Origin of the sequence: Pseudomonas asgharzadehiana (assembly GCF_019139815.1) — a bacterium.
Lineage (GTDB): Bacteria > Pseudomonadota > Gammaproteobacteria > Pseudomonadales > Pseudomonadaceae > Aquipseudomonas > Aquipseudomonas asgharzadehiana.
Genome location: NZ_CP077079.1, coordinates 5,503,826 through 5,525,903, shown reverse-complemented (window position 1 = coordinate 5,525,903; position 22,078 = coordinate 5,503,826). Strand labels below are relative to the sequence as shown.

Genomic DNA, 22,078 nt, shown 5'->3' with positions numbered 1-22,078 from the left:
ATGAATCTGAAGGAAGCGCTGGCGGGGGCATTACGCGGAGCCCGTGCACACCAAGGGTTGAGTTACGAGGATCTGGCAGGTGCGACGCACAGAACGAATTTAGGGAAGCTTGAGCAGGCCAGGACGACGCCGACGCTGGAGAAGCTGGACGAGATCGCTGACTACCTAGGACTCGACCTTTTGACGATGGTCACTCTCGCCATTGCTGCGCAGGGTGAAGAGCTCCCGTCAGAGGCTTTACAGCGTACTGCCTTGCGTGTCAGGGAATTCGAGATGTCTGGAGGGTGGGAGTTGGTAGAGGAGCAATTCAGTGACGGAAAGCTCATCAAGCGCTCCCAAGGCAAGCCAAAGCGGCCCGTTAATGCGATTTACATTCGAGCCCTGAAAGCGCAAGGTTTCGACAGGAAAACAATCGCCGAAAAGCTCGGCGTTGCGCGAAGCACTGTCCAAAAATATTGGAATACATAAACCTGCAGAACATCAGCAATCCTGCAATCTAAGCAAATCGCGGTTTTGGCGCGCCCTATCGGGTCGGCTGTCGTAAACCATGCCATGGCTGACGCCAAGTCATGGCCCTTTGGGCTTCCATCCTCGCGCCTCCGGCCTTAATGGCCTGCGCGCTCCGCTTGCTCCAGTTATTTTCATCGTCGGAAGAAACTCGGTATACCTCAGCCCTGCGCAATGGAGTGTGGTCATCCTGTCAGGCGATATTTATGTTGGAAGGTGCGGTTGCTGGGTGGACAATACGGGTTTGGTCACCTGGTAGCTGGCCATTCAGGAAGGAACCCCGCGCATGAGTCAGAAAGTCCTGAGGCTTCCCCGGAACGAGGTCGGTCGCGACTTCGTCGTCGGTGACATCCACTTCAAGACGATTGATCTTCATAAAGGATTGTTGAAGCTAGGTTTCGACAAAGCTATCGACCGAGTCATCGGGGTGGGCGACCTCATAGATCGCGGGCCTGGAGTCCTCGACGGTCTGAAGCTTCTTGGTGAGCCGTGGTTCTTTACCGTTCAAGGTAACCATGAGCAGATGCTTATCAATGCTTACAGGGAAGACCCCAGCGCTCGTTACGTAGCTCATGGCGCAGGCTGGTGGTCGACCATAGCCGACGAATCGAAAGAGATGATAGTTGGAAAGCTTGAGAGCCTTCCATCCGTCATAGAAATCGAGTCGCCTCGCGGCTTGGTTGGCGTTGTTCACGCGGACATTCCTTCCGGGATGTCATGGGTCGAGTTCACTCGAGACATATCAATCCCTGCTGTCGAAGAGATTGCGCTATGGGGGCGCGAGCGGATCAAAAAGCACCATCGAGAAGGTATCAAAGGGGCCTGGCGTGTGTGCACGGGCCACACCTGGATTCCAGCGCCGGTTCGATTAGGAAACGTTCTGGCACTCGATTGTACGGGAGGGGGGGAAGGGCCACTCGCTATCTATTGCGTTCAGGACGACACGATTTACGTCGAAGGGCGTCCAGTGTCACTTGACCAAGCGGACGTCGTTACCGAGCTATTGGAAGAACTTGAGCAGACGGTAGGTAATCTGAAAGCAACCATCCACGCTAATAGGCTAATTGAGTCGCAAAGCTTGAGCCATGAGGCCGACGAGCTGACTCGTCGAGTGAACACTACCTGGCTGACTTTGCGTTCGGAAATTGGTGAGTCTCAGAAGTTGCTTAATGCGCTTCACGGACTCAGCCTGCTCACCGGGGAACGAAGGGCAGCTAAGCTCGAAGAGCTGAAATTCAAGCATTCAGGCACCCAGATAGAGGGATTGCTTTCGAGGCTTCTTGATTGAAGGTTGAGTACAGTAATCTTGGGGATGTTAGTGAAATGATGGCCGAACCTGTGCGAGTAGTTGGTTAATGAAGCATGTCAGGCTAATTCGCCACGGAGAGAGCGCTGCGAACGCAGGCCAAGCCACGTTAGATCACGCGACCATTCCTCTGACTCCGAAAGGATTTGAGCAAGCGCACCTGGTGGCTCTATCGTTCAAACATCCTCCGGCTCTGATCGTTGCCTCGCCGTTCAGCCGAGCGCATTCAACCGCTATGGCGACCGCAGCGGTCTTTCCTCATACCCCTTTTGAAACTTGGCCCATCCAAGAATTCACTTACCTTCAACCTGCACGGTGCACTAACACAACCGTCGCCCAGAGACGCGAATGGGTGGATGCCTATTGGGCAAAAGCAGATTCTGGTTTCACGGATGGTGAAGGCGCTGAGTCATTTCTAGATTTCATAGCTAGAGCTCAAGTGTTCATGGAACGCCTTGCTGAACATCCAGCTCAAGACATCGTAGCGTTTTCGCATGGTCAGGTTATCAACGCCGTAGCCTGGCTTATTGAGCGCAAGCCGCTCAGCATGGATGGCGGAGCTATGGTGGACTGGCGTGAGTATGAGATCGCGAACCACGTACCCAATTGTGGTGAGTGCCTGCTTTCGAAAGATCCCGACGAAGACGGGTGGAGAGTAAGCCGGTCAGCCCCCGAGTCACGAATGGATGCCACCTGGCGCGTGCCGGGCAGAGCCTATCAAGTCGCCCGCGATCCTGAGCGCCTGCTCATTGAAGAGCGAGCCGAAGCTCTCTCAGCCGCAGGCTATCCGCTGCCAGATGACGATTCGGCTATGTACGCCGAACAATGGTTGCAGGAGTCTAAAGCGGCTATAAGCCTATCGTCCCCACACCCTCCTGGTAGAAAACTGTAGCGGAATGCGAGGGGAATGACGTTAGCAAGAGGTGTCACCTGGCTGGAGAAAGCCCTACACGTACAACGACGGAAAATTCGGCAAAACGGAGGCTATTCTTTCGATTCGCCTTTTTTCGGATAGGTAAGCTTGCTTCCCACTAGCTCGGCAGAAGGAGTCTGTATCGCCTTCGTGGACTTGCCAATGTCCATAATGTGAAAGACCTCCGCCCCTCGGTTCAGCAGGTAGTCAGCGACTATACGACGATGGCATCGCCACCAGACCGCTTCCGCGCACATGATGGCGCAACGCTTGGTGTCGCTCAGCTTCAACAGTTGATGCAAACCGTCTTCAAACTCATCCGATAAAGCGTAGTCAGCGTAGTTGTGGAAGCTTCTATTTTCCCAAAATGCATTGATGTCATCCGGGACGTTTTTGGATTTTTTTCGCAATCCGCCTAAGCTCTCGATCTGGTAATGCAAGATTTCAGATTTGGCTAATAACTCTGGCAGCACATCCAAATTGTACTGAGGATTCGTCCTGGAGCGAGGCACAGTCCGGATGTCTACCACGGCGTCAACATCGAAGCTCTGGAGCATCTGGACGAAGACATTGATAGGCTTTGTCGAATGACCCACAGTAAAGACTGCTTTGTTCATAACCTCCTCCTATGTGCGTCTCGCAGGAATAGTTTCGAAGTCAAGGATCCAAAAAAAGAGATGCTGAGCTACGCCTCGCAACGGTTGCGGCACACCTCATGCCCAACCCGAACCCGCTGCTACGCTCAGACAATTTCAAGGATAAAGGAAGCTCATGGCAAGCGAATATCCGTTATCGAAAGCGCTGGAAAGGATATCAAATCAGCTCGCCCTGGAGGCTGCACTGATGGAATTAACGCTCCATGTCGAAGCCCAAGGTAGCGGTGAAGTTGGAGATAACGTTCGAGGCGTTTTGTAGGCTATCGGTGTTCAGCTTGCTACTCGATTCCGTCCTTGAGCCTTAGCGCTGTAAAGCAAACGGTCAGCTTTGATCAGAAATTCTTTATGATTCTCCTCTCCTGTTTTAGCAGTCGAGACTACACCAGAGCTTATGGTGACTACGCCGAATGGGCTCGCTGAATGTGGAATTTTTGCATCCAACAAGGAAAGCCTAATGTTCTCTGCAACCATAACCGCACCTGCGAGTTCAGTGTCCGGAAGCAGAACTACAAATTCTTCCCCACCGTAGCGAGCAGCGATATCACCTGGTCTATTGACGTTAGCTGCAATAAGGTTCGCTACGCGCACAAGGCAATCATCACCACTTAAATGGCCGTAATGGTCATTATATTGCTTGAACAAATCTATATCCAAAAGGATTACGGATATGCTTGTCTGATTTCTCGTGGCACGCTTCCATTCTTTATCCATAGCCAAGTCAAAATTTCTCCTATTGGCTAGAGAAGTGAGACCATCTGTATGGGCTATCACCTCTAGCTCTTTTCGGATTGCTTTGAGCTCACGCTCTGCGACAAGCAGCTGTTGGATCTGCCGATATAGCAAGCTACCTAAAAACGCCAAAGCCAATATGATGGAGCCTACCAGTGCAACCGATTGGTAAACATATGACCACCAAGGAGCAAATACATGCTCGTACGACACTCCGGCTGCAGCGACGATAGGCAACCCTGCCAAGCGACGATAGGCGTAGATCCGCTCAATGCCATCTACAATGGATTTGATGACTGCAGTACCACTGTCGCTCTGAGGTAGGTACCGGCTGAAAATCTCACCTTTGGAAAGATTGGTCGTCATCAAAGCTGCGACTGTCGGGCGTCGGGCGAGTAGCTCGCCGTTATCGAGTGCTAGGAAAATTACTCCTTCGTCGTCAACGTCCACACGCTTGAAAAAGCTTTGGAAATATGAAACCGGAACCGTGGCTAACGCAACTCCTGCAAATGCTCCATCGGCTGTTTCGATACGCCGACTGATAGGGATCACCATCTCGCCAGTCGTTCGACTTTCGACTATGGAGCCGATGTGGATGGACTGATCATCGTGCTCGCGGTGATAAACGAAGTATGCTCGGTCGCTGTTGTTTTTGGTGTGTAGGCCTTCCGAAAATGAATTCGCCATCCAGTTGCCGTGAGCATCGAAGATGAAAAGCCCTTGAACACCTTCAATATTATTCACCTGTCGGGCCAGCAGCTTCGCCAATCGCTCTTGTTGATCAGGGCCGCTTCCATCGTGCGCTACACGCTCAGCAAGATCTCGCAAGGTATTGTCGGCCTGCAGCATCGTGTCACGGGCCTGCTGCTCAGCGGCAAGCACGATGTTCGAAACAGTTATTTTGGCCGCGTCTACTCGCTCACCGGACGACTTCGCCATCTGCCAAACAGTAGCAAGGATCAACGAAAAACAGACCAGAAGAATGAAACCTATCAGCGAAAGGGACAACGCTTTAGGTGTCAGCCTTGTGTAGATCGGTAAGGAGAGCGTCATGTGCGCGTCGTCAAATTGGCGGTGGGCTTCATAGAGCAATCTTCATACCGTACATCTAAAGAAAGATCAAAGCATTCGCCGGTGGCTTCTGAGCACCCCGGGACGCAGCGGACATCGCCAGAGCGTAGAAAATTCGAAGGCTCCTGCACTTTGTGAAACGCCGGACAAACCCCAAACGGTCTATCCTGATGCTTGCGAAGATCGACCAACTCACCTCCTTTGTCTGGTGAAGATATTTGCAGCCAGTTTCTCGGAGCCACCAATTCGGAGTGATGGCGGCGATTTTTACTTGGTGTTCTACCGAATCAATGCCACCCAAGCCCTGTCATGATCTGGCGCCGGTAGGGTGTATCGATCTGGGACGGCACATTTTTGATGTAGTCGCGCGCGTGTTCACGTTCTTCTCCGCTTAAGCCGGCAAGATAGGCAACAGCGTCCTCAGCTGCGGGAACTAAACCTTCAATGCCTCCGAACCTTGGTGGCAATCCAGTCCAGATTACCGCGTCCAATTGGCGGGGGATCGCCCATTCAGCAATGACCCCCGCTACGGTCTTCCCAACCATGAAACTACCGATGCCATCCTCCCGATCTTGAGGTACCCCCTCCCGAATTCTAAGGGCCTCGCGTGCCTCATCAAGGTTGTCCAGATCCAGTATCGCCCAAAGCACTGTGCACCCAGGCGCATTCGCGCATATGGCCGTCGTAAGATCTCCGTTGTCACTGATTCGCGCGAACTCGATGGGCAACACGGGGCCATCCATAAACCACTCGCTCGCGAGCGGTAAGGCATCCGGCTTCCAAATCAAAGATCCCCATCCTAGACATGCAATGACCATCATCAGCACCTGTAGTTGAAGCGAAGTCCATTTGGGATGACCGAGACTTCAGGTCGGTTGCTTGCATAGCAGTGCCAGTGAAATGCGCGCCGCAACCATTTTCATGTGCCCGGTTCAGCCTTTTGTTTTACTAGGATCTGCTGATCGAGGAAACGTACGCTCCTCTTGGATCGTGCCGTCCTCTTTGTGAATTTTGAGAGAGGCTGTCTTGCCCTGAAGAAATTCGCTCGCTATCTCGGTAATTTCTGCTTTGGTAGATGCGGTCTTGGAGGCGCGTTGCGCGCCCTCTTTGACGAGCTCCCAAAGCTTTCCTGTTTTCTTGATGTGATAGTTATCCATTGGCTCGCCTCTGATATGACGTATCGATACCTGCTATCAAGTTGACCATTAGAGATCCGGAGAGTTTGAACGGATTTGCGGCACGCTGAATGCTTTCGGAAATCCGCTTCGGACGTTCCTAGGCGATACGACAACAAGATCCAAATCGGCACGTTCTCAAGCGGGACGTAACGAAGTAAGCAATGCGCGTAGGGTCGCCTTATGACCTTCGAGTCCCTCACCCGCAAGTTCGTATTCTCGTAACGCGCCCAAGCGCCCGCCGTCTTTGCTGCTCTGCATGAGCCGACCCAAGAGCAACTGTTTTTCATGCAAGGCTCTAATGGCCACCCAGAGTGCCTCCTCAATCGTTTCATTTTGGGCATGAAACAATGCGGCGGCGGTATAAGCATGACCGGTATGGCAGCGAAACCGTGGTGATGACGCGTCTATCTCCCACAGAGCGCCTCCGCATTCAGGACAGGAAATGGCTGCGACTTGGCCGATCTCATCCAGCGCGTAAGAACCACCCTTACTGAAATCCTCAGCCAGATCATTCTCCGTAGCGAATGGCTCGATACGTTTTGATTCAGAAGGCGCTGTCGCTCCGGCTATGCGTTGATTGATGATCTGTACGAGCCTCCTACCCAAATCAGTGAGCGGCAGGCATCCGTCAACAGTTACATGACGAAGAGCGCTCGTCGGCATTGAGGGAGCTTCGGCAGTTTCAGGATCCTGTACGAAGGCCAGTCCGCCATAGGCCTTTATCGCCTGGAGTCCAACTACACCGTCATCAAGTTCGCCAGTCATCAACACCCCTATGGCATTGCTTCCGTAGCTGATGGCAGCCGATCTAAACATCGGATCAATCGCAGGTCGCGAGTGGTTTTCCTTTGCACTTCGAACGACCTGAATAGCTCCTTTTCTGACAAGCAGATGCTTATCCGGAGGCGCTATGTATACACGACCCGTCTGTATCGGCTCTTCACCCACGGCGAAGCCGACAGGCAATGGGCTCGTCTGGGCAAGAAGGTTTGGGAGAACGCTAGGTTGGTCTCCGATATGCATCGTGACAAAGACTGCCGCAGTTAAATCCGACGGAAGCTCGGCAAGAAACTCACGCAATGCAGCGAGCCCGCCGCTTGAAGTGCCGATGACGATCACTTGGTGGTTGTGGCTTTCTTTCTGCATGGATCGATCCTAGATTACATGCTCCAGTTTGACTCAGCTGCCTCATCTACTTTTGCGAATGAGTGCTGGTCTATGTTCCCTGCGATGCGTTGACTCTCTTCCTGGTTTCGATAGGTACCAGGGGGGAAGGTTCGAAAAAATGCGCAAAGTTTGATCTAGATCAAGGGATTGCTAAGCAGCATTCATAGCTCTACGCGCACAATTGAATCTAACTGCGATGCTCGCGCGATCACAAAAAGCGAGGCGCCAGACGCTCTTTCAATGTGCTTCGAGGACATCTGCAGGGGACATGACATGAGTCGAGTGTCCCGCGTGCTCCAAGCGCTTTCACGGCAAACGCGATATTTTCGCTTACACTCATCCAACCGTTCCGTCTGTTTGGTCGGTTTCCCTGATTAGAGGAGGATTGTTTGGACGTAAATTGGGAAGGACTGCTGCCGATTCGCGGTGAGATCATCGTCATTGAGGACGACCCAACTCTGCAGTCGCTCATGACCGATATCATGGATGAGATTGGCGCGAAGACTGTCCCGTTCGCGACGGCGGATGATGCGTTGACCTACCTGCTGGAAGCGCATGGTGAATGCGTCCTGGTGATCGCCGATCATGGCGTTCCCGGACAAGTCCAAGGCATCGAGTTCATAGAAATGGTTAAGGGCAGGTGGCCTCACATCGCTGCGATACTTACCTCGGGATATCTGATCGAGAGCACCGCAGTGCCAGCTCATACCATTTACCTGCACAAGCCTTGGTCGCTGGATGACATGGTAGTGGCAGTGGCGGAGCTTCTCCAGCCAGGAAACCCGATTAGCAAACGTTGAGCCTGGCTTCGAAATCGTGAGGTCATGCAGGACTTAGTTGGTGCTCAGCGGATGAGTCTGCATCTCCACTGCCCTAAATCAATATGGGGGAGAAGTCCCTGAATTTTTTGAATTTTTCCGCGCCCGATGACTCCGTTAGATCAGAGCAGACGGAGTAAGTCATGGAAAACAATCTATTCGTCATCAACTACAAGCTTCATGGTGTGCCCAAGTCCTTCATCATCCGTAGCAAAGCGATGCAAAACGCTGATGCCTGGCACTGGGCTAGCTGCGATGCGGGCGCAGCCCCAATTCCCAAGCCTGGACGCCCGCCACTGAAGATGGTGTCCAAACCTCAAGCCGAAAAATACGGCATTACCGATGTCACTTGGCGAGCCAGCTCAACGTAGTAGCGCGTGATATGGCGCGAACCTTTGATAAAGCCGCTACGCGTCGCAGCCCCACCGCAAAGTTCGATTCCCCGCTGAATACTCTGGTACCAGCTTTTGGAATCAAATGTTGAATCGATCCGTCGGCTGCTCTCACAATAAAATCGAGGTCACGATGTCGCCTTTTGATATCCAGCGGATGCTCATAGACGAATTTCCTTTAACGTTCTTGCTGGAGGTGGGTTTCCGGGCCACCTTCGCTTTTCTCGCAGTGTTTCTTTTTTTGAAATCCAGCGGTCGACGAGGGATCAGACAGCTCTCACTTTTTGAGCTGGTCGTAATTTTGACATTGGGCTCAGCAGCAGGAGATGTGTCCTTCTATCATGACGTTCCGCTGCTGCCGGTCGCCGTAGTATTTCTCACGCTCCTGCTTCTCTACCGGCTTACCGTCTTAGTGATGACCAAGAGCAAAAGATTCGAAGCCTGGATGGATGGGCTTCCGGTAACTGTCATCCGTGACGGTCTCTATGAGCTTAAGTCTTTAGACACGCTGAACATCTCATCCAACGAATTGTTGATGGAGTTACGACAGCAAGGTGTTGAACATCTCGGACAAGTAAGACTCGGTCTCGTTGAGACCGACGGCGACATCAGCCTTTATTTTTTCGAACAGAAAGATCTGCGCCCTGGGCTGTCCGTCCTACCATTAGAACATCGTGCTGAGTTTGAAACTGCGCCTGCGACGGCCCTGTTCTGCTGCGTAAATTGCGGTTGCCCTCAGCACATTGCGGAGGCCCAACGCGCAGATTGTTCTCGGTGCAATCATGACATCTGGTCAACAGCCTTAAGCAGTCCAAGATGTAGATGATGGTATTGAGACAATATCACCCCTCGGCACTCGGTCTTTGCATAGGTGGCCAAATCACCCATACGGCGAAACAGAAGCCTTCACGCTCTCGTTGTACTTCGGCAAGGCGTCGATTGAACCGCTGCAGGAGATCGGTCGCCAGCTTTTTGAGGCCTTTCCTTGTCCCATCCTGTTGGTGGAATTCCGCCGTAGTGACACTTGGCAAATTGCTGGTATCAAGGCTGGTGCACTGCACAAGCTTCGGGACGAACAACAACATGTTTTCGCTGATGCGCTGGATGCCTTCAACCGCAGAACATGGCGGGAGCCCGCATCCAAACGCGTTGCCCGATACGACCTGGCCATCCTGTACGATCCTGCTGAGGCGCTACCACCCTCCAATCCCATGGCCTTGGAGCGTTTCATCGATGTCGGTAAAAAGCTAGGCATCGATATCGAATTGATCGAGAAGAAGGACTACGCGCGTCTCGCCGAATTCGATGCGCTCTTCATCCGCGAAACGACACGGGTGGATGATCACACCTATCGATTTGCCAAGAAGGCTGAAAGTGAAGGCTTGGTCGTTATTGACGATCCATCTTCCATTCTTCGCTGCACCAACAAGGTTTACCTCGCCGACCTGTTGAAGCGTCGGGGTTTGGGCATGCCGGCAACGGAGATACTCTACAAAGATCGTCCCCAGGAGCTCGAGAATGTCGGGCGCCGTCTGGGTTTTCCTTTGGTGCTGAAAATTCCCGATGGTTGCTTCTCAAAAGGCGTGATCAAGGTCACCGATGCTCAAGCATTGGCCACTGCTGCCCAGGAGTTGTTTGAGCATTCCGTGCTGCTGCTTGCCCAGGAATATTGCTACACCGAATACGATTGGCGCGTCGGTGTACTCAACGGCGAGGCGCTTTACGCTTGTAGATACTTCATGTCCAAAGGGCATTGGCAGATTTACAACCACAAGGCGGTTGCTGGGGAAATCAACGGAATGTGTGAGGCGGTGCCTGTAGATCAAGCCCCGTCCGAAGTCGTGCAGCTTGCCGTACAAACGGCCCGTCTCATTGGGGATGGGCTCTACGGCGTCGACCTCAAGCAGGCAGGTGATCGGGTACTGGTGATCGAAGTGAACGACAACCCCAACCTCGACGCTGGTATCGAAGATGCCGTGCTGGGTGACGAACTGTATCGGCGCGTATTGCTGGCCTTCACGCAAAGGCTGGAACTGAAACACCGTGGCCAGGCGTGGTGACCGATGGTTGAAGGTTACTCTATACAGTCTGGCTCCCTGTGCTGCGCATCAAAAGACGACGCGTGTATTTGGCTGTCTGTCGCCCCGGACGCAGCCGAGCAATCCGAGCTACAGAGTCGCTTGGGCATTAGCGCTCAAGCGATGGAATCGTCCCTCGATCCTGATGAGGTGGCTCGAATCGAGATCAAACCAGATCACCTGTTCCTGATCTGGAAGCGCCCGGAAAGCTTTGACGGGCGAGCATTCAATGTCTCATCGTTCGGCGTGGTGTCGAGTGAAAAGCGGCTGGTGGTGATTTGTGCAAGCAATTCGCTGCTGTCCAGTCTTGAGCACGATCTGCAAATGACTGGCCCAGTGGATGTGTTGATGGCGCTACTCGCTGAAAGCGTTCATCACTACCTCGGGCATTTGAGGGTAGTGAAACAAATTGCTCGAGAGATTCAGCACCAATTCACCCGAGCGATGGATAACCAGCAGCTGGCTCAAATGTACAACCTGAGCGAAAGCCTTGTTTACTACGTAAACGCGATTCAAGGTAACGGCGCGGTTTTGACCCTGCTGCGAAACCATGGCCAGCGACAAGGCTTCAGTGACAGACAGCTAGATTCGCTAAACGACCTGATCATAGAAAACGAGCAAAGTTATCAGCAGGCCAAAATTCACGCGAAGGTGTTCGCAAACCTGATCGAGTCGCACGGCAACCTTGCAAACAACAGCATGAATCGAGCCCTTCGCAAACTTACGCTCATCAATGTCGTTTTCCTCCCGTTAAACCTTATCGCCGGCATCGGCGGGATGTCGGAATTCAGCATGATGACGTCCGGTGTTCCCTGGTGGATGTCCTTTCCCGTACTGATCATGTGCATGGGTTTCGTCGGTGCGGGAATGGTTTACGCATTGCGGCGTATGGCCTAACGAATTCGCTTTTTTAATGGGTATCTCGGTCAGGAGCACACGATGCAATCTTCGGATATCGGTATGTTGATGATGGTTGTGATTGCGGCGGTAGGAAGCATGATTAGTTTTCTTGATCATCGCTTCCTATTCGAATCCGGCTTGCCCAAGCCTCCATCGAAAATAGACACTGGGAAGATCAACACGAACAAGTCGTGAGCAGCCGTTTCCCGAACCAAAGCCTTGCCATTTTAAATGACACATGCGGCTTCAGATGTTTTTTACATTTCCACCTGGGTACCCAGCTCGATCACCCTGTTGATGGGCAATTTGAAATATTTGAGATTGCTGTTTGCGTTCTTCAGCAGGAAGGCAAAAAGACTCTCTCGCCAGCGCGCCATGCCGATTCGTTTAGTAGGAATCACGGTCTCTCGGCTCAAGAAATACGTTGTGCGCATCGGACTGAAATCAAGGTCAGCCAAGTGGCAAAGACTCAATGCCAGAGGAACGTCGGCTTCTTCCATAAAGCCAAAGTGAAGGCTCACTCGGAAAAAACCTTCCCCATAAGCTTCGACCTCGAACCTACGCGCAGGACTGACGCGTGGGCTGTCTTCAGACACAACGGTGAGGAGCACCACTTGCTCATGCAAGACCTGGTTATGCAGCAAGTTGTGCAGCAGCGCATGAGGTACGGCATCAGCCCTCGCTGTGAGAAAGACTGCTGTTCCTTGCACTCGATGTGGAGGCTGCGAGCGAATGCTGCTGATGAACAAGGGCAAAGGAAGCGCGGTTTCATCCAGCCGCTCAACAATGATTTTTCGACCCCGCTTCCAAGTCGTCATCAGGATGAAAAGAGCGACACCGGCAATGACCGGGAATGCTCCGCCCTGAAAAATCTTCGGAGCGTTGGCCGCAAAGTACAAGCTGTCGACGAGCAAGAAGCCAAGCAGCATCGGGATCGCCAGCCAGCGCGGTGTTTTCCATAGCAGCAGGACGACAGCCGAAGACAGGATCGTTGTGATCAACATGGTGCCTGTCACCGCGACCCCATAAGCGGCAGCCAAGGCGCTGGATGACTCGAACCCGATCACCAGCAGTACAACACCTACCATCAACGCCCAGTTAACCGTGCCGATGTAGATCTGCCCCTGCTCTTGGCTGGAGGTGTGCTGGATGAACATCCGAGGGACGTACCCTAGCTGGATGGCCTGGCGCGTCAGGGAGAAAGCACCGGAGATTACGGCTTGAGAAGCGATGATGGTCGCCAGTGTGGAAAGCGCGACCATCGGCAGCAGTGCCCAGCTCGGCGCAAGCAAGTAGAACGGATTGCGCACAGCCTCCGGGTTTTCCAGGATCAAGGCGCCTTGGCCAAAATAATTAAGTGCCAGCCCCGGCAACACCAACATGAACCATGCCCGAGAAATCGGCTTGCGGCCAAAATGGCCCATGTCGGCATACAGTGCTTCAGCACCGGTCAATGCCAACACGACGGCGCCCAAAATCGCTACACCCATGCCTGGATGAGCAACAAAGAACTGCACTGCCCAAACAGGGTTTAGCGCTTGCAGCACTTCGGGCCGCTGCAAAATGCCGTGGATACCGAGGGCGCCCAGCACCACAAACCACAGCACCATGACAGGGCCAAACAGTATGCCGATTCGAGCTGTGCCATGTTTCTGTATCAAGAACAGGGCGACGAGCACGACCACTGATATAGGCACGACCCAGTGCTCGATACCATCAAATGCTAACTGTAATCCTTCGACCGCAGAGAGCACCGAAATAGCCGGGGTAATCATGCTGTCGCCGTAAAAAAGTGCCGCGCCGAATAGGCCGAGCAGAACCAGTATCTTGCTCATGTGTGGGTAAGGTGCAGCTGCGCGGCGGGCTAACGCAGTCAAAGCCATGATGCCGCCTTCGCCCTGGTTGTCGGCACGCAAAATGAACAATACGTACTTAATCGAGACTACCCAGATCAGTGACCAAAAGATCAACGACAGAATGCCAAGCACGCCATCGTGATTCACCTGAACACCGTAATGCCCGGAAAAGACCTCTTTCAACGTGTAGAGGGGGCTCGTGCCAATGTCTCCGTAAACCACACCTACAGCAGCGACGAGTAAGCCCACCCCTGATGCTTTGGATGGGGAGTCTACGTGTGTAGCGGTTGCGGTCTCACTCAAGGTGGCGCCCTCTCAATTAGCGGGGAGTAACTGCATGCCGTCCTTGGGCATTACGTTTTTCCAGGGCCAACTGCTGAGCAGGCACGTGGACGATCAAAAATCACGGCCAGTATCGGGATGAGCGATAAAACCTACCGTAAAGAAATCGTAAAAAATTAGATTAGATTTCCTCGAATTTCAGGGTGCGCTAAGGCGACCCTAGTCAGAAGGCAGTGCTATAAGCGATTAACTGAGGTACGGCGATTGATCGGTTAAGCAACTTTGATTTGCTGCCCTGATTTGCTCGGGCGATTGCTCGACAGTCAGGGCTGCCAGTCTGCGAATTGCCGCGTTCACGACACTACTCATGACCGGAGCGGCACAAGGCGCTGAAGTCATCAACATTTACCGCGATCCTAAGTGCGGCTGCTGCAAGGCAAAGAATCTCAGCTCTATCGCTACCTTCATTAGGCTTTTGTCAAATACTTGAAGCGTCGTCATCGAAGGTCATCCTGCTCTTCCCAAATGTCGACTTCGCCCATCGCTCCTAGGTAAATTTTGCGACAAGGAAGCTTGGTGATGAGCCCGTTATCGAAAAGCACCCTGGGAATATCCGCAAACAAGCTCGACACTTCCCATTTCTCTGTGAGCGGCTTCATTGCCTCTGCTATGAATGAATCGAGGTCGAAGTCCTGCGTTGCAACAAAGGGCCCTGCGCGGTCGTAATTCTCAAAAATGCCCGAGGCAATGCAGATGACTTCGCCTGCCTTGACGATCATGACACCACCTCGAAGCCATTCAGGAGGCTTTGCCAGTGGAAGAAGACCACGGTCATTACTGTAACCCTCGCGGGGTGAAGTGGTGCATCCCCTGTGAAAGCCGCAGAAACTCACGCAGACTTGCACGTCCATTGCCCCTCTGGAATGTAGCGAGAACATACCTAGAGTTGACTGTGGTCAGCACCCAAAATCTGCCCTCGCGCTCCGCTTTAATCACGTCAGATGTTCGGATTAGGTGGCCATCGCCAAACCGTCCATATTGGTCTTTACGGTTGTGACCAAACACTACGCCTATGCCCGTTCGGGCTTTGATGGAGGCGCTGCAAAGATACGCTGTGATCGGTCTATCGAAGCCTTGCGCCTGGGCTTTTTTGATTCGTATTAGGTCAAATTCTGTGTGGCGCTTACCATAAAAATCCCGGCCAATCATGTTCAGCATTGTTGCACTCCGTTGGCGGTATATACGGCCTAACCAGGAATTCCACACGGAACCATCCGCACTGGTAGCGTGCAAGAATCCTGGTAAATTTCAGGCTGATCGAATCATGTTTGCGTGATAGATCGGACGAAGGTTGCTCAGAGCATCGCAACTGAAGCCAGGCTGGTGTGAGCTGTGATATTCGGAGCCTGTCTCGACCTCCAGCAGGCACACAACACACTCGTTTTGGTCTTCACCAAGCGTCACTTTGGTCAGTTTCTCCATCCGCCAAACTCCCGTGCCATTCATGTGAGCAGGTGTGACTACTTGCACCTCTGTGATGATCGTCTCCGCGTCCTGGGCAATCAGCAGTTGCTGAAGCTGTGGTTCGCTGTCGATCATCAGAACCGCCTCTGAAATTCTGTCCTCGTACATGGCCTGGACAGTTACGTGATACCAGTGATTACGAAGCACTTTGGATACCTGATGCCATTGGTATTGACCCTCACCGAACATGCCCGGTAGGCCCAGCATGTCGCTGTCGTGTGTTCTAAACATCGTATGTCCTTGGCCTGAAGGGGCTCCAATACAGAGCGCAGGTTAGAAGAGGGAGAAAACGTCTTTCAGGCTTGCGAGCTGTTCATAACCTGGGCCGATCAACACGTAAATCGTGTTTCTGGTTTCGAACACAACACCATCGTGGAAACCGGTGCACATGCTTGAACGAACCCAGTCGCCCCTTTCGAAACGGCCTTGACTGTCCTCTGTCACGTTATGGGCAAACAGGATCATCGGGAGCTGGCCCGCTGCATTGCATTTGAAGAGCTCGTCACGGGTGACTTCAATGCGAAATATTGTCCAGTCGCGAACTAGGCAGTAAGGCTTTTTAGGCAATCGTTCGACTGCTAAAGCTCGAGCTTCGGAAGTACCTGTCAGGCCCTCTAGGGACGTTCTAGGCCCTTTCATAAAATCGGGCTCTTGGACGCTAGCCATAGGGTTCACCTCAATTAATTACCCGGAAATTGACAATTCAATCCCGTTTGTCTGCGCTCGCCCCTCGTAGGAACCTCTCCGCGCGCCAGCTGTGTGGGGTTGGAGACGTCAATCAGATCAAGGGAAGCCAACCTGAAAGCGCTAGGAGCACCATAATGAGGATGATAGTCCGTGTTATGGTGCTTCGCAATATGGCCTCATCCTCGATTTGCTTGGGGAAATGTCATGGAGGCCGCAGAAGCCCTAGCTGTAGTGGTACGAGCACTGCGTAGAAGAAAGGGTTTTACGCAGGAAAACCTGATCACGATTGACCGTTCCTACTGGGGACGGATAGAGCGTGGCGAGGTGAATATCACGATTGATGTGCTCATTCGTCTTGCAGCGATAATGGAAGTTGAACCGGCCTCGCTGATTCTCATGGCAACATCCCTGCAATCTAATGAGCCGTTCGGGGAGGGCCTTAAACGCATTTCCAAACAGCTGAACAGAATTAAAAAAGAAAGCGTTGACCAGGAAATGAAGTCAATGGCACGAGACGGAAAGCCGGCGCCTGGTCGACCCGTCCGATCCGATGCGGCGCAAAAAGCGGCTGAAGCGGATCGCCTCCGCAGTGCCGGAGTAGCGGTGTCCGAAATCGCAGAGAGGCTGGATCTGTCGAGATCCACTGTCCGCAGATATCTGAAAACAACCACGTCTGAGCGAATTAATTCCGAGTGATTTTTCAATGACCAGCTCCCTGCTAAAAATGTCACAGGAAGGGCTGCTGTGGAGGGCTGCGGTAGCTACGTTGCACTGGGCTAGGCATGAGCCTAGCGACTCAGAGAATCAACTGCCGTCTTGAAGCCGGATGCAAAGCACTTCTCCGTATGAGGTGCGAGCTAATGTCCCCAATACGGCACATTAACCATCATTTTTGGGCTCAATGGCCCTATCCGGGCACATTAAGCTGAGCGAATAATGACGGTTGCCTCTGCTGCACGCACGGATAAGGTAGAGGAAATAACCTTTCGTGTTGTCGCCACAAATCAATTCGGCGACTTGCTTGGTCGTGCGCGCTTTCCATTTCATATTTCGCTCCAGGCGATTGGCCCATACAGACTACTGATTGACTGCCCTTCTCAGAGTCACTCTTTCTTTCGATTGCTGTTGGTGAACATGCCAGCGATGATACGGGCATCGAGGAGAGCGTGATGCGGAAGCGGAACCCCGTCACTTGTAGCATCCAGAGTGGTTGCGTCGGTGGGGTAATTCCGAACGTTCCCTGGCCATTTACCGTCGTTATATGCAAGTTCGCAGAAAAGCTCCCAGTCGAACTGTGGTGCGTCTGTGACAATTTCTAGAACTTCGTCGAACGACGCTAGGAAATCGAGCAGGGCAGTTCTTGCCCCAATAATGGGTTGTGCATTGTCACTGCCCCAGAGCTGCGGAAGAACGATCTCTACGACGAAGTCGCTGCAATCTTCCTCTCGCCATGTGTCGAGCAATTCCACGTAGAATTCGCGTCCATTCTCAGCTACCAGTGCGAGTGATATTAGCTTCGCTGTAGCTGAGAGCCGGGTGAACTCGCAATCAAGAAAGAGCCTCATTTGACAGAACTCCGTTATGACTAGGCCTCGCCTGGATATGGTGCAGGAAGGTGAGCTGTGGGAAATGGCCCTCAAGCATTTTGGCTCGGACGGGCTCCTCAAGGTGGTCATAGAAATGTGGAGTCAAGCTGCGCCTCCGCCCAAGCCAGTCGTGGAATACCTGTCCACCAAAGAGATGAGCCAAGAAGTCCTGAATATACTGAAAATTGCCCAAGAGCGAGTGGGTGCATTCGTTGCGGGTCGGACACCGGTTCCGGACACCGTAACACTGTACTCCCGGCACGCCAGTGACCTAGCAGACGGGCTCATTACGCGACTGCCGAAGGGGCAACTTTCCCGAGCCTGGAGGGGTTCTTGTCTCGAAATTGACCTAGGTATTTGAAATCTCCTCCTGCTCCACAGCTCTTCTTGGCTTAAGCCTTCCCGAACAACTTGTTGAGCTAATTGCTGTTCTATAGAGACGATTTATGAAAGCTGATTTAACTGAAGAAGAGATGCGCCGCGCCTTGTTTGGTACGGCTAAACCCGGAGAGGTGCCTGCCTCTCCAGTACCGGAGCCTGTGACAGAAGTCGTATTCACAAAGGCGATAGCGGCGCCTATAGCTACGAAAAAAGCGGCGAAAGCGTTTACGCCTAGGATCAGGGTCACGCTTCGGGTTGGAAACGAATACGAGGGGGAGATGCACGAGCTCATCCAGGACGCCGACACGTTGAGCTCGTTGCTGGCTGAGCAAGATGCTGTGAAGGCTGCCAGACAGAAGTACAAGTACGTGGAAGTGGTCTCGGTTAAACCGATAAAAAAAATGGGGTGAGCTAATTTAGATAGGTGTCCGCGTGCCTAAGCAGAGCGTGACGCTCCTTCAAGACAAGGTTGTCGCATCTGCGCTCAATCATCGGCATCCGAGGCCAAGGAAAGCGGCTCAATCAGATGCGGGCCCTGGTTTCGAACATTTCCGACATCCTTACCAACCTTGTACCAATGAAAGTCTGTTGCTGGCCGGCAATGCTCCATCGCTAACTCGCGTGCTCGTTCAGGTGGAGTGTCGGGATCAATCCATTCACGAGCGTGCTCAGGTGACAAGACCAGAGGCTTGCGATCATGGATATCGACCATGCCCTGGTCACTCGCAGCTGTGATGATGACGAAACCATCGCGATCATCCGGCTCCAGGCTTTCGTGCACCTCGGCCAACCCTGCGAAGAACATTGGAATCTGCTCTTTCAAGGTGATGAAGTAGGGCTGCTTCTTCTTTGCATCATCGGGGTCTTTAACCCATTCAAACCAGCCGTTCGCCGGGGCAAGCACACGACCGTTTGGCCAAAGCTGATTGAAAAACCTGCCGGTGATGACGGTCTCGACTCTCGCGTTGATCGGGTCTGGACGCTTCCCCTTCGCCCAGAAAGGCGCCCATCCCCATTTGACCTTGTTAACACTTAAACCTTCCAGAACGGGCCGGATGATTTCCACTCGCGTCGATGGCGCGACGTTGTATCGGTCGACGGGCCAGAGGTCATAGCCATTGATCACCAGCCGCTTCGGGGCTAGCACCTTGAGGTAGTGATCCATCGACTCGTAGATTGAGTATCGTCCGCACATGCTGTCACCCGTCGAATTGTCGTGCCTATGAGATTGACCGCAAGCAAAGCAAATCGTTAACTGTATATATGTACAGCTCACCACTCTAAGGCTTGCATCATGAGCATCACCATCCTCGGCCCACTCGCACCTGGCGGTAAGAAACTGCCTCTTTATTCTTCCAAGGTGCCTGCGGGGTTCCCTTCGCCAGCTGCTGACCACATTGAGAAACACATTTCCCTCGATGAGCTGTTCGATATCCGTGCACCGCACGTGTACTTGGTAAGGATCGATGGGGACAGTATGCAGGGCGCCGGGATTTACTCAGGGGATCTGGTGGTGGTTGATCGGAGCATTGATGCGGTCAGTGGCGATATCGTCATAGCCGCGTTGAATTCGGAACCGTTCTGCAAGCGCCTGCTTCTGCGCGAGAACGCCGTGATGCTTTTGTCGGAGAACCCAAAATATCCGGCGAGACATGTCATGGAAGGTGATGAGCTTGTGATCTGGGGTGTCGTGAAGTACAGCGTCCGCGATCATGACAATACGTGAGCCTGTCTTCGCCCTGATCGACTGCAACTCGTTTTACGCGAGCTGCGAGCGCGTTTTCAGACCTGACCTCGCCAAGACGCCTATCGTGGTGCTGTCCAACAACGACGGCTGTGTGATTGCGCGCAGCTACGACGCGAAGCCTTTCGTGAAAATGGGCGAGCCATACTTCCAGATCAAAGACCATCTACGCCGGCATGGAATCGTGGCCTTCAGCAGTAATTACAGCCTGTACGGCGACATGAGCGAACGCGTCATGACGATTATCGAATCGATGGTGCCAGCGCTCGAGGTCTACAGCATCGATGAAGCGTTTGCCGACCTCACTGGCGTCCCAGGTGATCTATCTGCTTTTGGGCGCCGTATGCGCTCCACTCTTTTCAAGTGCACCGGGATCCCAGTCGGTGTGGGTATTGCCCACACCAAGACGCTGGCGAAGCTCGCAAACCATACCGCCAAGCGACTGTTAGATATCACCGGCGGTGTGGTCGATCTTTGCGACCCGTTCAAACGGGACTGGACGCTGCGCAATACCGATGTCGGCGAGGTCTGGGGCATTGGCAAGCGTATGAAAGCTCACCTGGAAGTCATGGGCATCAAGACCGCGATGGACTTGGCAAAAGCCGACCCGTGGATGCTTCGCCAAAAATTCAGTGTGGTGGTCGAGAAAACCGCTCGCGAACTCGCCGGCACCCCAAGTCTCGAGTTGGGTGAGGCTGATCCTCCCAAGCGGGAGATTTGCTGTAGCAGGATGTTCGGCACGCGGCTCACCGAGATTGAGCCCATAAAGGAAGCTGTCGCTACCTACACGCAACGCGCGGCGGAAAAGCTCCGAGCACAAAACTCGCTATGCAAGAAGATCCGCGTGAGTATTAGAACCGGCATGTTCAATCCCCAGGAAGCGAAATATGCGAATGGCGCCTTGGTGGAATTGCCGTACCCAACAAACGACGTGCGACTCATGACGAAGGCTGCAACTGAAGCGGTCAATCGCATCTTCCGTCCGGGCTACAAATACAGCAAGGCGGAGGTTCTGCTGATGGATCTGCGACAGCCCGGCGAATTCACTGATGACCTGTTCGCGCAATCCCAACCGGCGTTGGCAGACAAGGTGATGGGTGTGCTGGATGAGATTAACGTTCGCTGGGGAAAGGGAGTGCTGCGTTTAGCCAGCGTGCCTACAGCACCTGGATGGGCGATGCGTCGGGAGCTTATGAGCCAGAGTTACACGACGAAGCTAGACCAGTTGTGGACAGTGAGAGCCAAGTAGCAAAGACGCGATGAGCATCTACCGCCTAAAAAACCAACCGTCTTGAACGGCTGTTTTCGGCTAGAAGCGGAGAGCTCATGACGATTCTTGCCAAAAAAAGGCTGTTTCGACTCGGGAAGGACACACGGATCGAGACTTCTGAAGATCTTCAACCCTTGCATGCTACTCAGCGGCAGAGCTGCTCCCTTCTACCGGTCGACCATCAAGGGCAGGCATTGGATCGATTTGAATTCCCGTGAGGATGGAGGCCCACGCTGTATACGCTTGCTTATGACGAGACACAGCGTCATCCCAACGGCTGCCTGTCACCTCACGTGACACTACAAGCATCATTAGGTGACTTGTAGCTGCATCCAGATCTAGCAGGAGGTGATGGGCGTTGAATCGGAAATCGTCGGTCGTAGGCATGGTGTCACGCATATTATGGGAGGGGTGGGGAGGCTTCGCTGCCTCCCACATGACATCATTGTGACATTGCGCTGCATCATTAGTGCGAGCGTCCAGACAACCGGCGGCTAGAGTGGCCGGTTTCTGAACGATGCTGTTGAAAGTCGATCCGCAGGGATAGTGGCTTTTGGCCCCAATGCCAGCTAGATTTGGAGCTTTCTACGATCAAGGAAGGATATGAAAAAGCTCATCGCAGTAATGGGTATCTCTGTCGCACTAGGCGGATGCGCTACGTCCCACTACACCGCAGGACGAGACTTTCCGTCGGCCAGTGTAGCGAGCATCACCAAAGGCAAAACCACGACTACTGAGTTGAGGTCACTGTTTGGTGAGCCCTACGCCAAAAGCGCAGTCAGCGAGACTGATGAGAAGTGGATCTACACCTACACCAATGGCTCAGCCCACGCCCAAAGCTACGTGGTCACCATGAAGGTGACGACTACTGGCACACAGAAAACGCTTGATGTCCTGATCCGCAATGACGTGGTCATCAACTACACCTTCAGCGAAGGCCCCGCTCCGGGCACGACCACTGCGACGAACTAAGTTCGCCACCTTGCCATTGTGCGACCCACCGCGCTCAGTACGTTGTTGATGGAGCAAGCTC

24 protein-coding genes and 2 pseudogenes are annotated in these 22,078 nt (G+C 53.1%); 14 read left to right on the top strand and 12 right to left on the bottom strand.

Annotation, left to right across the window (positions count from 1 at the left end; all coding sequences use genetic code 11):
• From KSS96_RS25055 to KSS96_RS25045, 3 genes and pseudogenes are all read left to right on the top strand, one after another.
• Positions 1-468 carry a transcriptional regulator gene (locus tag KSS96_RS25055; RefSeq protein ID WP_186701132.1) on the top strand — a complete coding sequence of 156 codons (468 nt, stop codon included), beginning with the start codon at positions 1-3 and terminating at the stop codon, positions 466-468.
• Positions 469-793: 325 nt separating this feature from the next.
• Positions 794-1,795: a metallophosphoesterase gene (locus tag KSS96_RS25050; protein ID WP_186754782.1), complete on the top strand. Its 1,002-nt coding sequence runs from the start codon at positions 794-796 to the stop codon at positions 1,793-1,795.
• A gap of 67 nt (positions 1,796-1,862) precedes the next feature.
• Positions 1,863-2,471 (top strand): annotated as a pseudogene (locus tag KSS96_RS25045) (histidine phosphatase family protein); the annotation flags it as partial.
• A gap of 326 nt (positions 2,472-2,797) precedes the next feature.
• Here the strand turns inward: KSS96_RS25045 and KSS96_RS25040 are convergent.
• The 5 genes from KSS96_RS25040 to KSS96_RS25020 form a co-directional block, all read right to left on the bottom strand.
• Positions 2,798-3,343, bottom strand: a complete 546-nt coding sequence (locus tag KSS96_RS25040) for a DUF488 domain-containing protein (RefSeq protein ID WP_186701133.1) — start codon at positions 3,341-3,343, stop codon at positions 2,798-2,800.
• A gap of 309 nt (positions 3,344-3,652) precedes the next feature.
• Positions 3,653-5,164 carry a sensor domain-containing diguanylate cyclase gene (locus KSS96_RS25035; RefSeq protein ID WP_217855428.1) on the bottom strand — a complete coding sequence of 504 codons (1,512 nt, stop codon included), beginning with the start codon at positions 5,162-5,164 and terminating at the stop codon, positions 3,653-3,655.
• A gap of 305 nt (positions 5,165-5,469) precedes the next feature.
• Positions 5,470-6,003, bottom strand: coding sequence for a hypothetical protein (locus KSS96_RS25030; RefSeq protein WP_225913301.1), 534 nt, complete (start codon positions 6,001-6,003; stop codon positions 5,470-5,472).
• A 111-nt stretch (positions 6,004-6,114) separates the two neighbouring features.
• Positions 6,115-6,339 (bottom strand): DUF2188 domain-containing protein, encoded by a 225-nt coding sequence (locus KSS96_RS25025; protein WP_186701135.1) that lies wholly within the window; start codon positions 6,337-6,339, stop codon positions 6,115-6,117.
• A gap of 156 nt (positions 6,340-6,495) precedes the next feature.
• Entirely contained in the window at positions 6,496-7,506 is a 1,011-nt protein-coding gene (locus tag KSS96_RS25020) for a chemotaxis protein CheB (protein ID WP_186701136.1), read from the bottom strand.
• Positions 7,507-7,916: 410 nt separating this feature from the next.
• Between KSS96_RS25020 and KSS96_RS25015 the strand changes: the two genes are divergently transcribed.
• The 6 genes and pseudogenes from KSS96_RS25015 (at position 7,917) to KSS96_RS24990 (ending at position 11,910) form a co-directional block, all read left to right on the top strand.
• Positions 7,917-8,327, top strand: a complete 411-nt coding sequence (locus KSS96_RS25015) for a response regulator (protein ID WP_186701137.1) — start codon at positions 7,917-7,919, stop codon at positions 8,325-8,327.
• Positions 8,328-8,488: 161 nt separating this feature from the next.
• Positions 8,489-8,716 carry a DUF6555 family protein gene (locus KSS96_RS25010; RefSeq protein ID WP_186701138.1) on the top strand — a complete coding sequence of 76 codons (228 nt, stop codon included), beginning with the start codon at positions 8,489-8,491 and terminating at the stop codon, positions 8,714-8,716.
• Positions 8,717-8,870: 154 nt separating this feature from the next.
• Positions 8,871-9,563, top strand: coding sequence for a DUF421 domain-containing protein (locus KSS96_RS25005; protein WP_186701194.1), 693 nt, complete (start codon positions 8,871-8,873; stop codon positions 9,561-9,563).
• Between the two features lie 52 nt (positions 9,564-9,615).
• Positions 9,616-10,797, top strand: a pseudogene (locus KSS96_RS25000) (RimK-like ATPgrasp N-terminal domain-containing protein); the annotation flags it as partial.
• Between the two features lie 3 nt (positions 10,798-10,800).
• Complete coding sequence (locus KSS96_RS24995; protein WP_186754774.1) at positions 10,801-11,712, top strand: magnesium transporter CorA family protein; 912 nt, start codon at positions 10,801-10,803, stop codon at positions 11,710-11,712.
• A 42-nt stretch (positions 11,713-11,754) separates the two neighbouring features.
• Positions 11,755-11,910: a hypothetical protein gene (locus KSS96_RS24990; RefSeq protein ID WP_186701140.1), complete on the top strand. Its 156-nt coding sequence runs from the start codon at positions 11,755-11,757 to the stop codon at positions 11,908-11,910.
• Between the two features lie 62 nt (positions 11,911-11,972).
• On the opposite strand, the gene KSS96_RS24985 is transcribed toward KSS96_RS24990, so the two are convergent.
• The 5 genes from KSS96_RS24985 to KSS96_RS24965 all read right to left on the bottom strand — a co-directional run bounded on the left by KSS96_RS24985 (position 11,973) and on the right by KSS96_RS24965 (position 16,043).
• Complete coding sequence (locus tag KSS96_RS24985) at positions 11,973-13,874, bottom strand: potassium transporter Kup (RefSeq protein WP_186701141.1); 1,902 nt, start codon at positions 13,872-13,874, stop codon at positions 11,973-11,975.
• Positions 13,875-14,350: 476 nt separating this feature from the next.
• Positions 14,351-14,632, bottom strand: coding sequence for a hypothetical protein (locus KSS96_RS24980; protein WP_186701142.1), 282 nt, complete (start codon positions 14,630-14,632; stop codon positions 14,351-14,353).
• 55 nt (positions 14,633-14,687) lie between these two features.
• A complete protein-coding gene (locus tag KSS96_RS24975; RefSeq protein ID WP_186701143.1) occupies positions 14,688-15,071 on the bottom strand; it encodes a hypothetical protein in 384 nt (127 codons plus the stop codon).
• Positions 15,072-15,161: 90 nt separating this feature from the next.
• On the bottom strand, positions 15,162-15,608 hold the full coding sequence (locus tag KSS96_RS24970; protein ID WP_186701144.1) for a hypothetical protein: 447 nt from the start codon (positions 15,606-15,608) through the stop codon (positions 15,162-15,164).
• 42 nt (positions 15,609-15,650) lie between these two features.
• On the bottom strand, positions 15,651-16,043 hold the full coding sequence (locus tag KSS96_RS24965) for a DUF6957 family protein (protein ID WP_217855426.1): 393 nt from the start codon (positions 16,041-16,043) through the stop codon (positions 15,651-15,653).
• 225 nt (positions 16,044-16,268) lie between these two features.
• Here KSS96_RS24965 and KSS96_RS24960 point away from each other — a divergent pair, with 225 nt between their 5' ends.
• The gene (locus KSS96_RS24960) at positions 16,269-16,760 is read left to right on the top strand and encodes a transcriptional regulator (RefSeq protein ID WP_186754764.1); all 492 of its coding nucleotides are present in this window, start codon (positions 16,269-16,271) and stop codon (positions 16,758-16,760) included.
• Positions 16,761-17,167: 407 nt separating this feature from the next.
• Here the strand turns inward: KSS96_RS24960 and KSS96_RS24955 are convergent, their stop codons facing one another.
• Positions 17,168-17,629, bottom strand: a complete 462-nt coding sequence (locus tag KSS96_RS24955) for a 3'-5' exonuclease family protein (RefSeq protein ID WP_186754762.1) — start codon at positions 17,627-17,629, stop codon at positions 17,168-17,170.
• Positions 17,630-18,096: 467 nt separating this feature from the next.
• Between KSS96_RS24955 and KSS96_RS24950 the strand changes: the two genes are divergently transcribed.
• Positions 18,097-18,441 (top strand): hypothetical protein, encoded by a 345-nt coding sequence (locus KSS96_RS24950; protein WP_186754760.1) that lies wholly within the window; start codon positions 18,097-18,099, stop codon positions 18,439-18,441.
• 74 nt (positions 18,442-18,515) lie between these two features.
• Here KSS96_RS24950 and KSS96_RS24945 read toward each other — a convergent pair whose 3' ends face one another.
• On the bottom strand, positions 18,516-19,226 hold the full coding sequence (locus KSS96_RS24945; protein WP_186754758.1) for an SOS response-associated peptidase family protein: 711 nt from the start codon (positions 19,224-19,226) through the stop codon (positions 18,516-18,518).
• A 99-nt stretch (positions 19,227-19,325) separates the two neighbouring features.
• On the opposite strand from KSS96_RS24945, the gene KSS96_RS24940 reads away from it, so the two are divergent.
• The 3 genes from KSS96_RS24940 to KSS96_RS24930 all read left to right on the top strand — a co-directional run bounded on the left by KSS96_RS24940 (position 19,326) and on the right by KSS96_RS24930 (position 22,017).
• Positions 19,326-19,757, top strand: a complete 432-nt coding sequence (locus tag KSS96_RS24940; RefSeq protein ID WP_186754756.1) for a LexA family protein — start codon at positions 19,326-19,328, stop codon at positions 19,755-19,757.
• Positions 19,744-21,024, top strand: a complete 1,281-nt coding sequence (gene umuC / locus KSS96_RS24935; RefSeq protein WP_186754754.1) for a translesion error-prone DNA polymerase V subunit UmuC — start codon at positions 19,744-19,746, stop codon at positions 21,022-21,024. Before KSS96_RS24940 ends, umuC begins: the two co-directional genes overlap by 14 nt.
• A 624-nt stretch (positions 21,025-21,648) precedes the next feature.
• Positions 21,649-22,017: a hypothetical protein gene (locus KSS96_RS24930; RefSeq protein WP_217855425.1), complete on the top strand. Its 369-nt coding sequence runs from the start codon at positions 21,649-21,651 to the stop codon at positions 22,015-22,017.
• Positions 22,018-22,078: the final 61 nt, after the last annotated feature.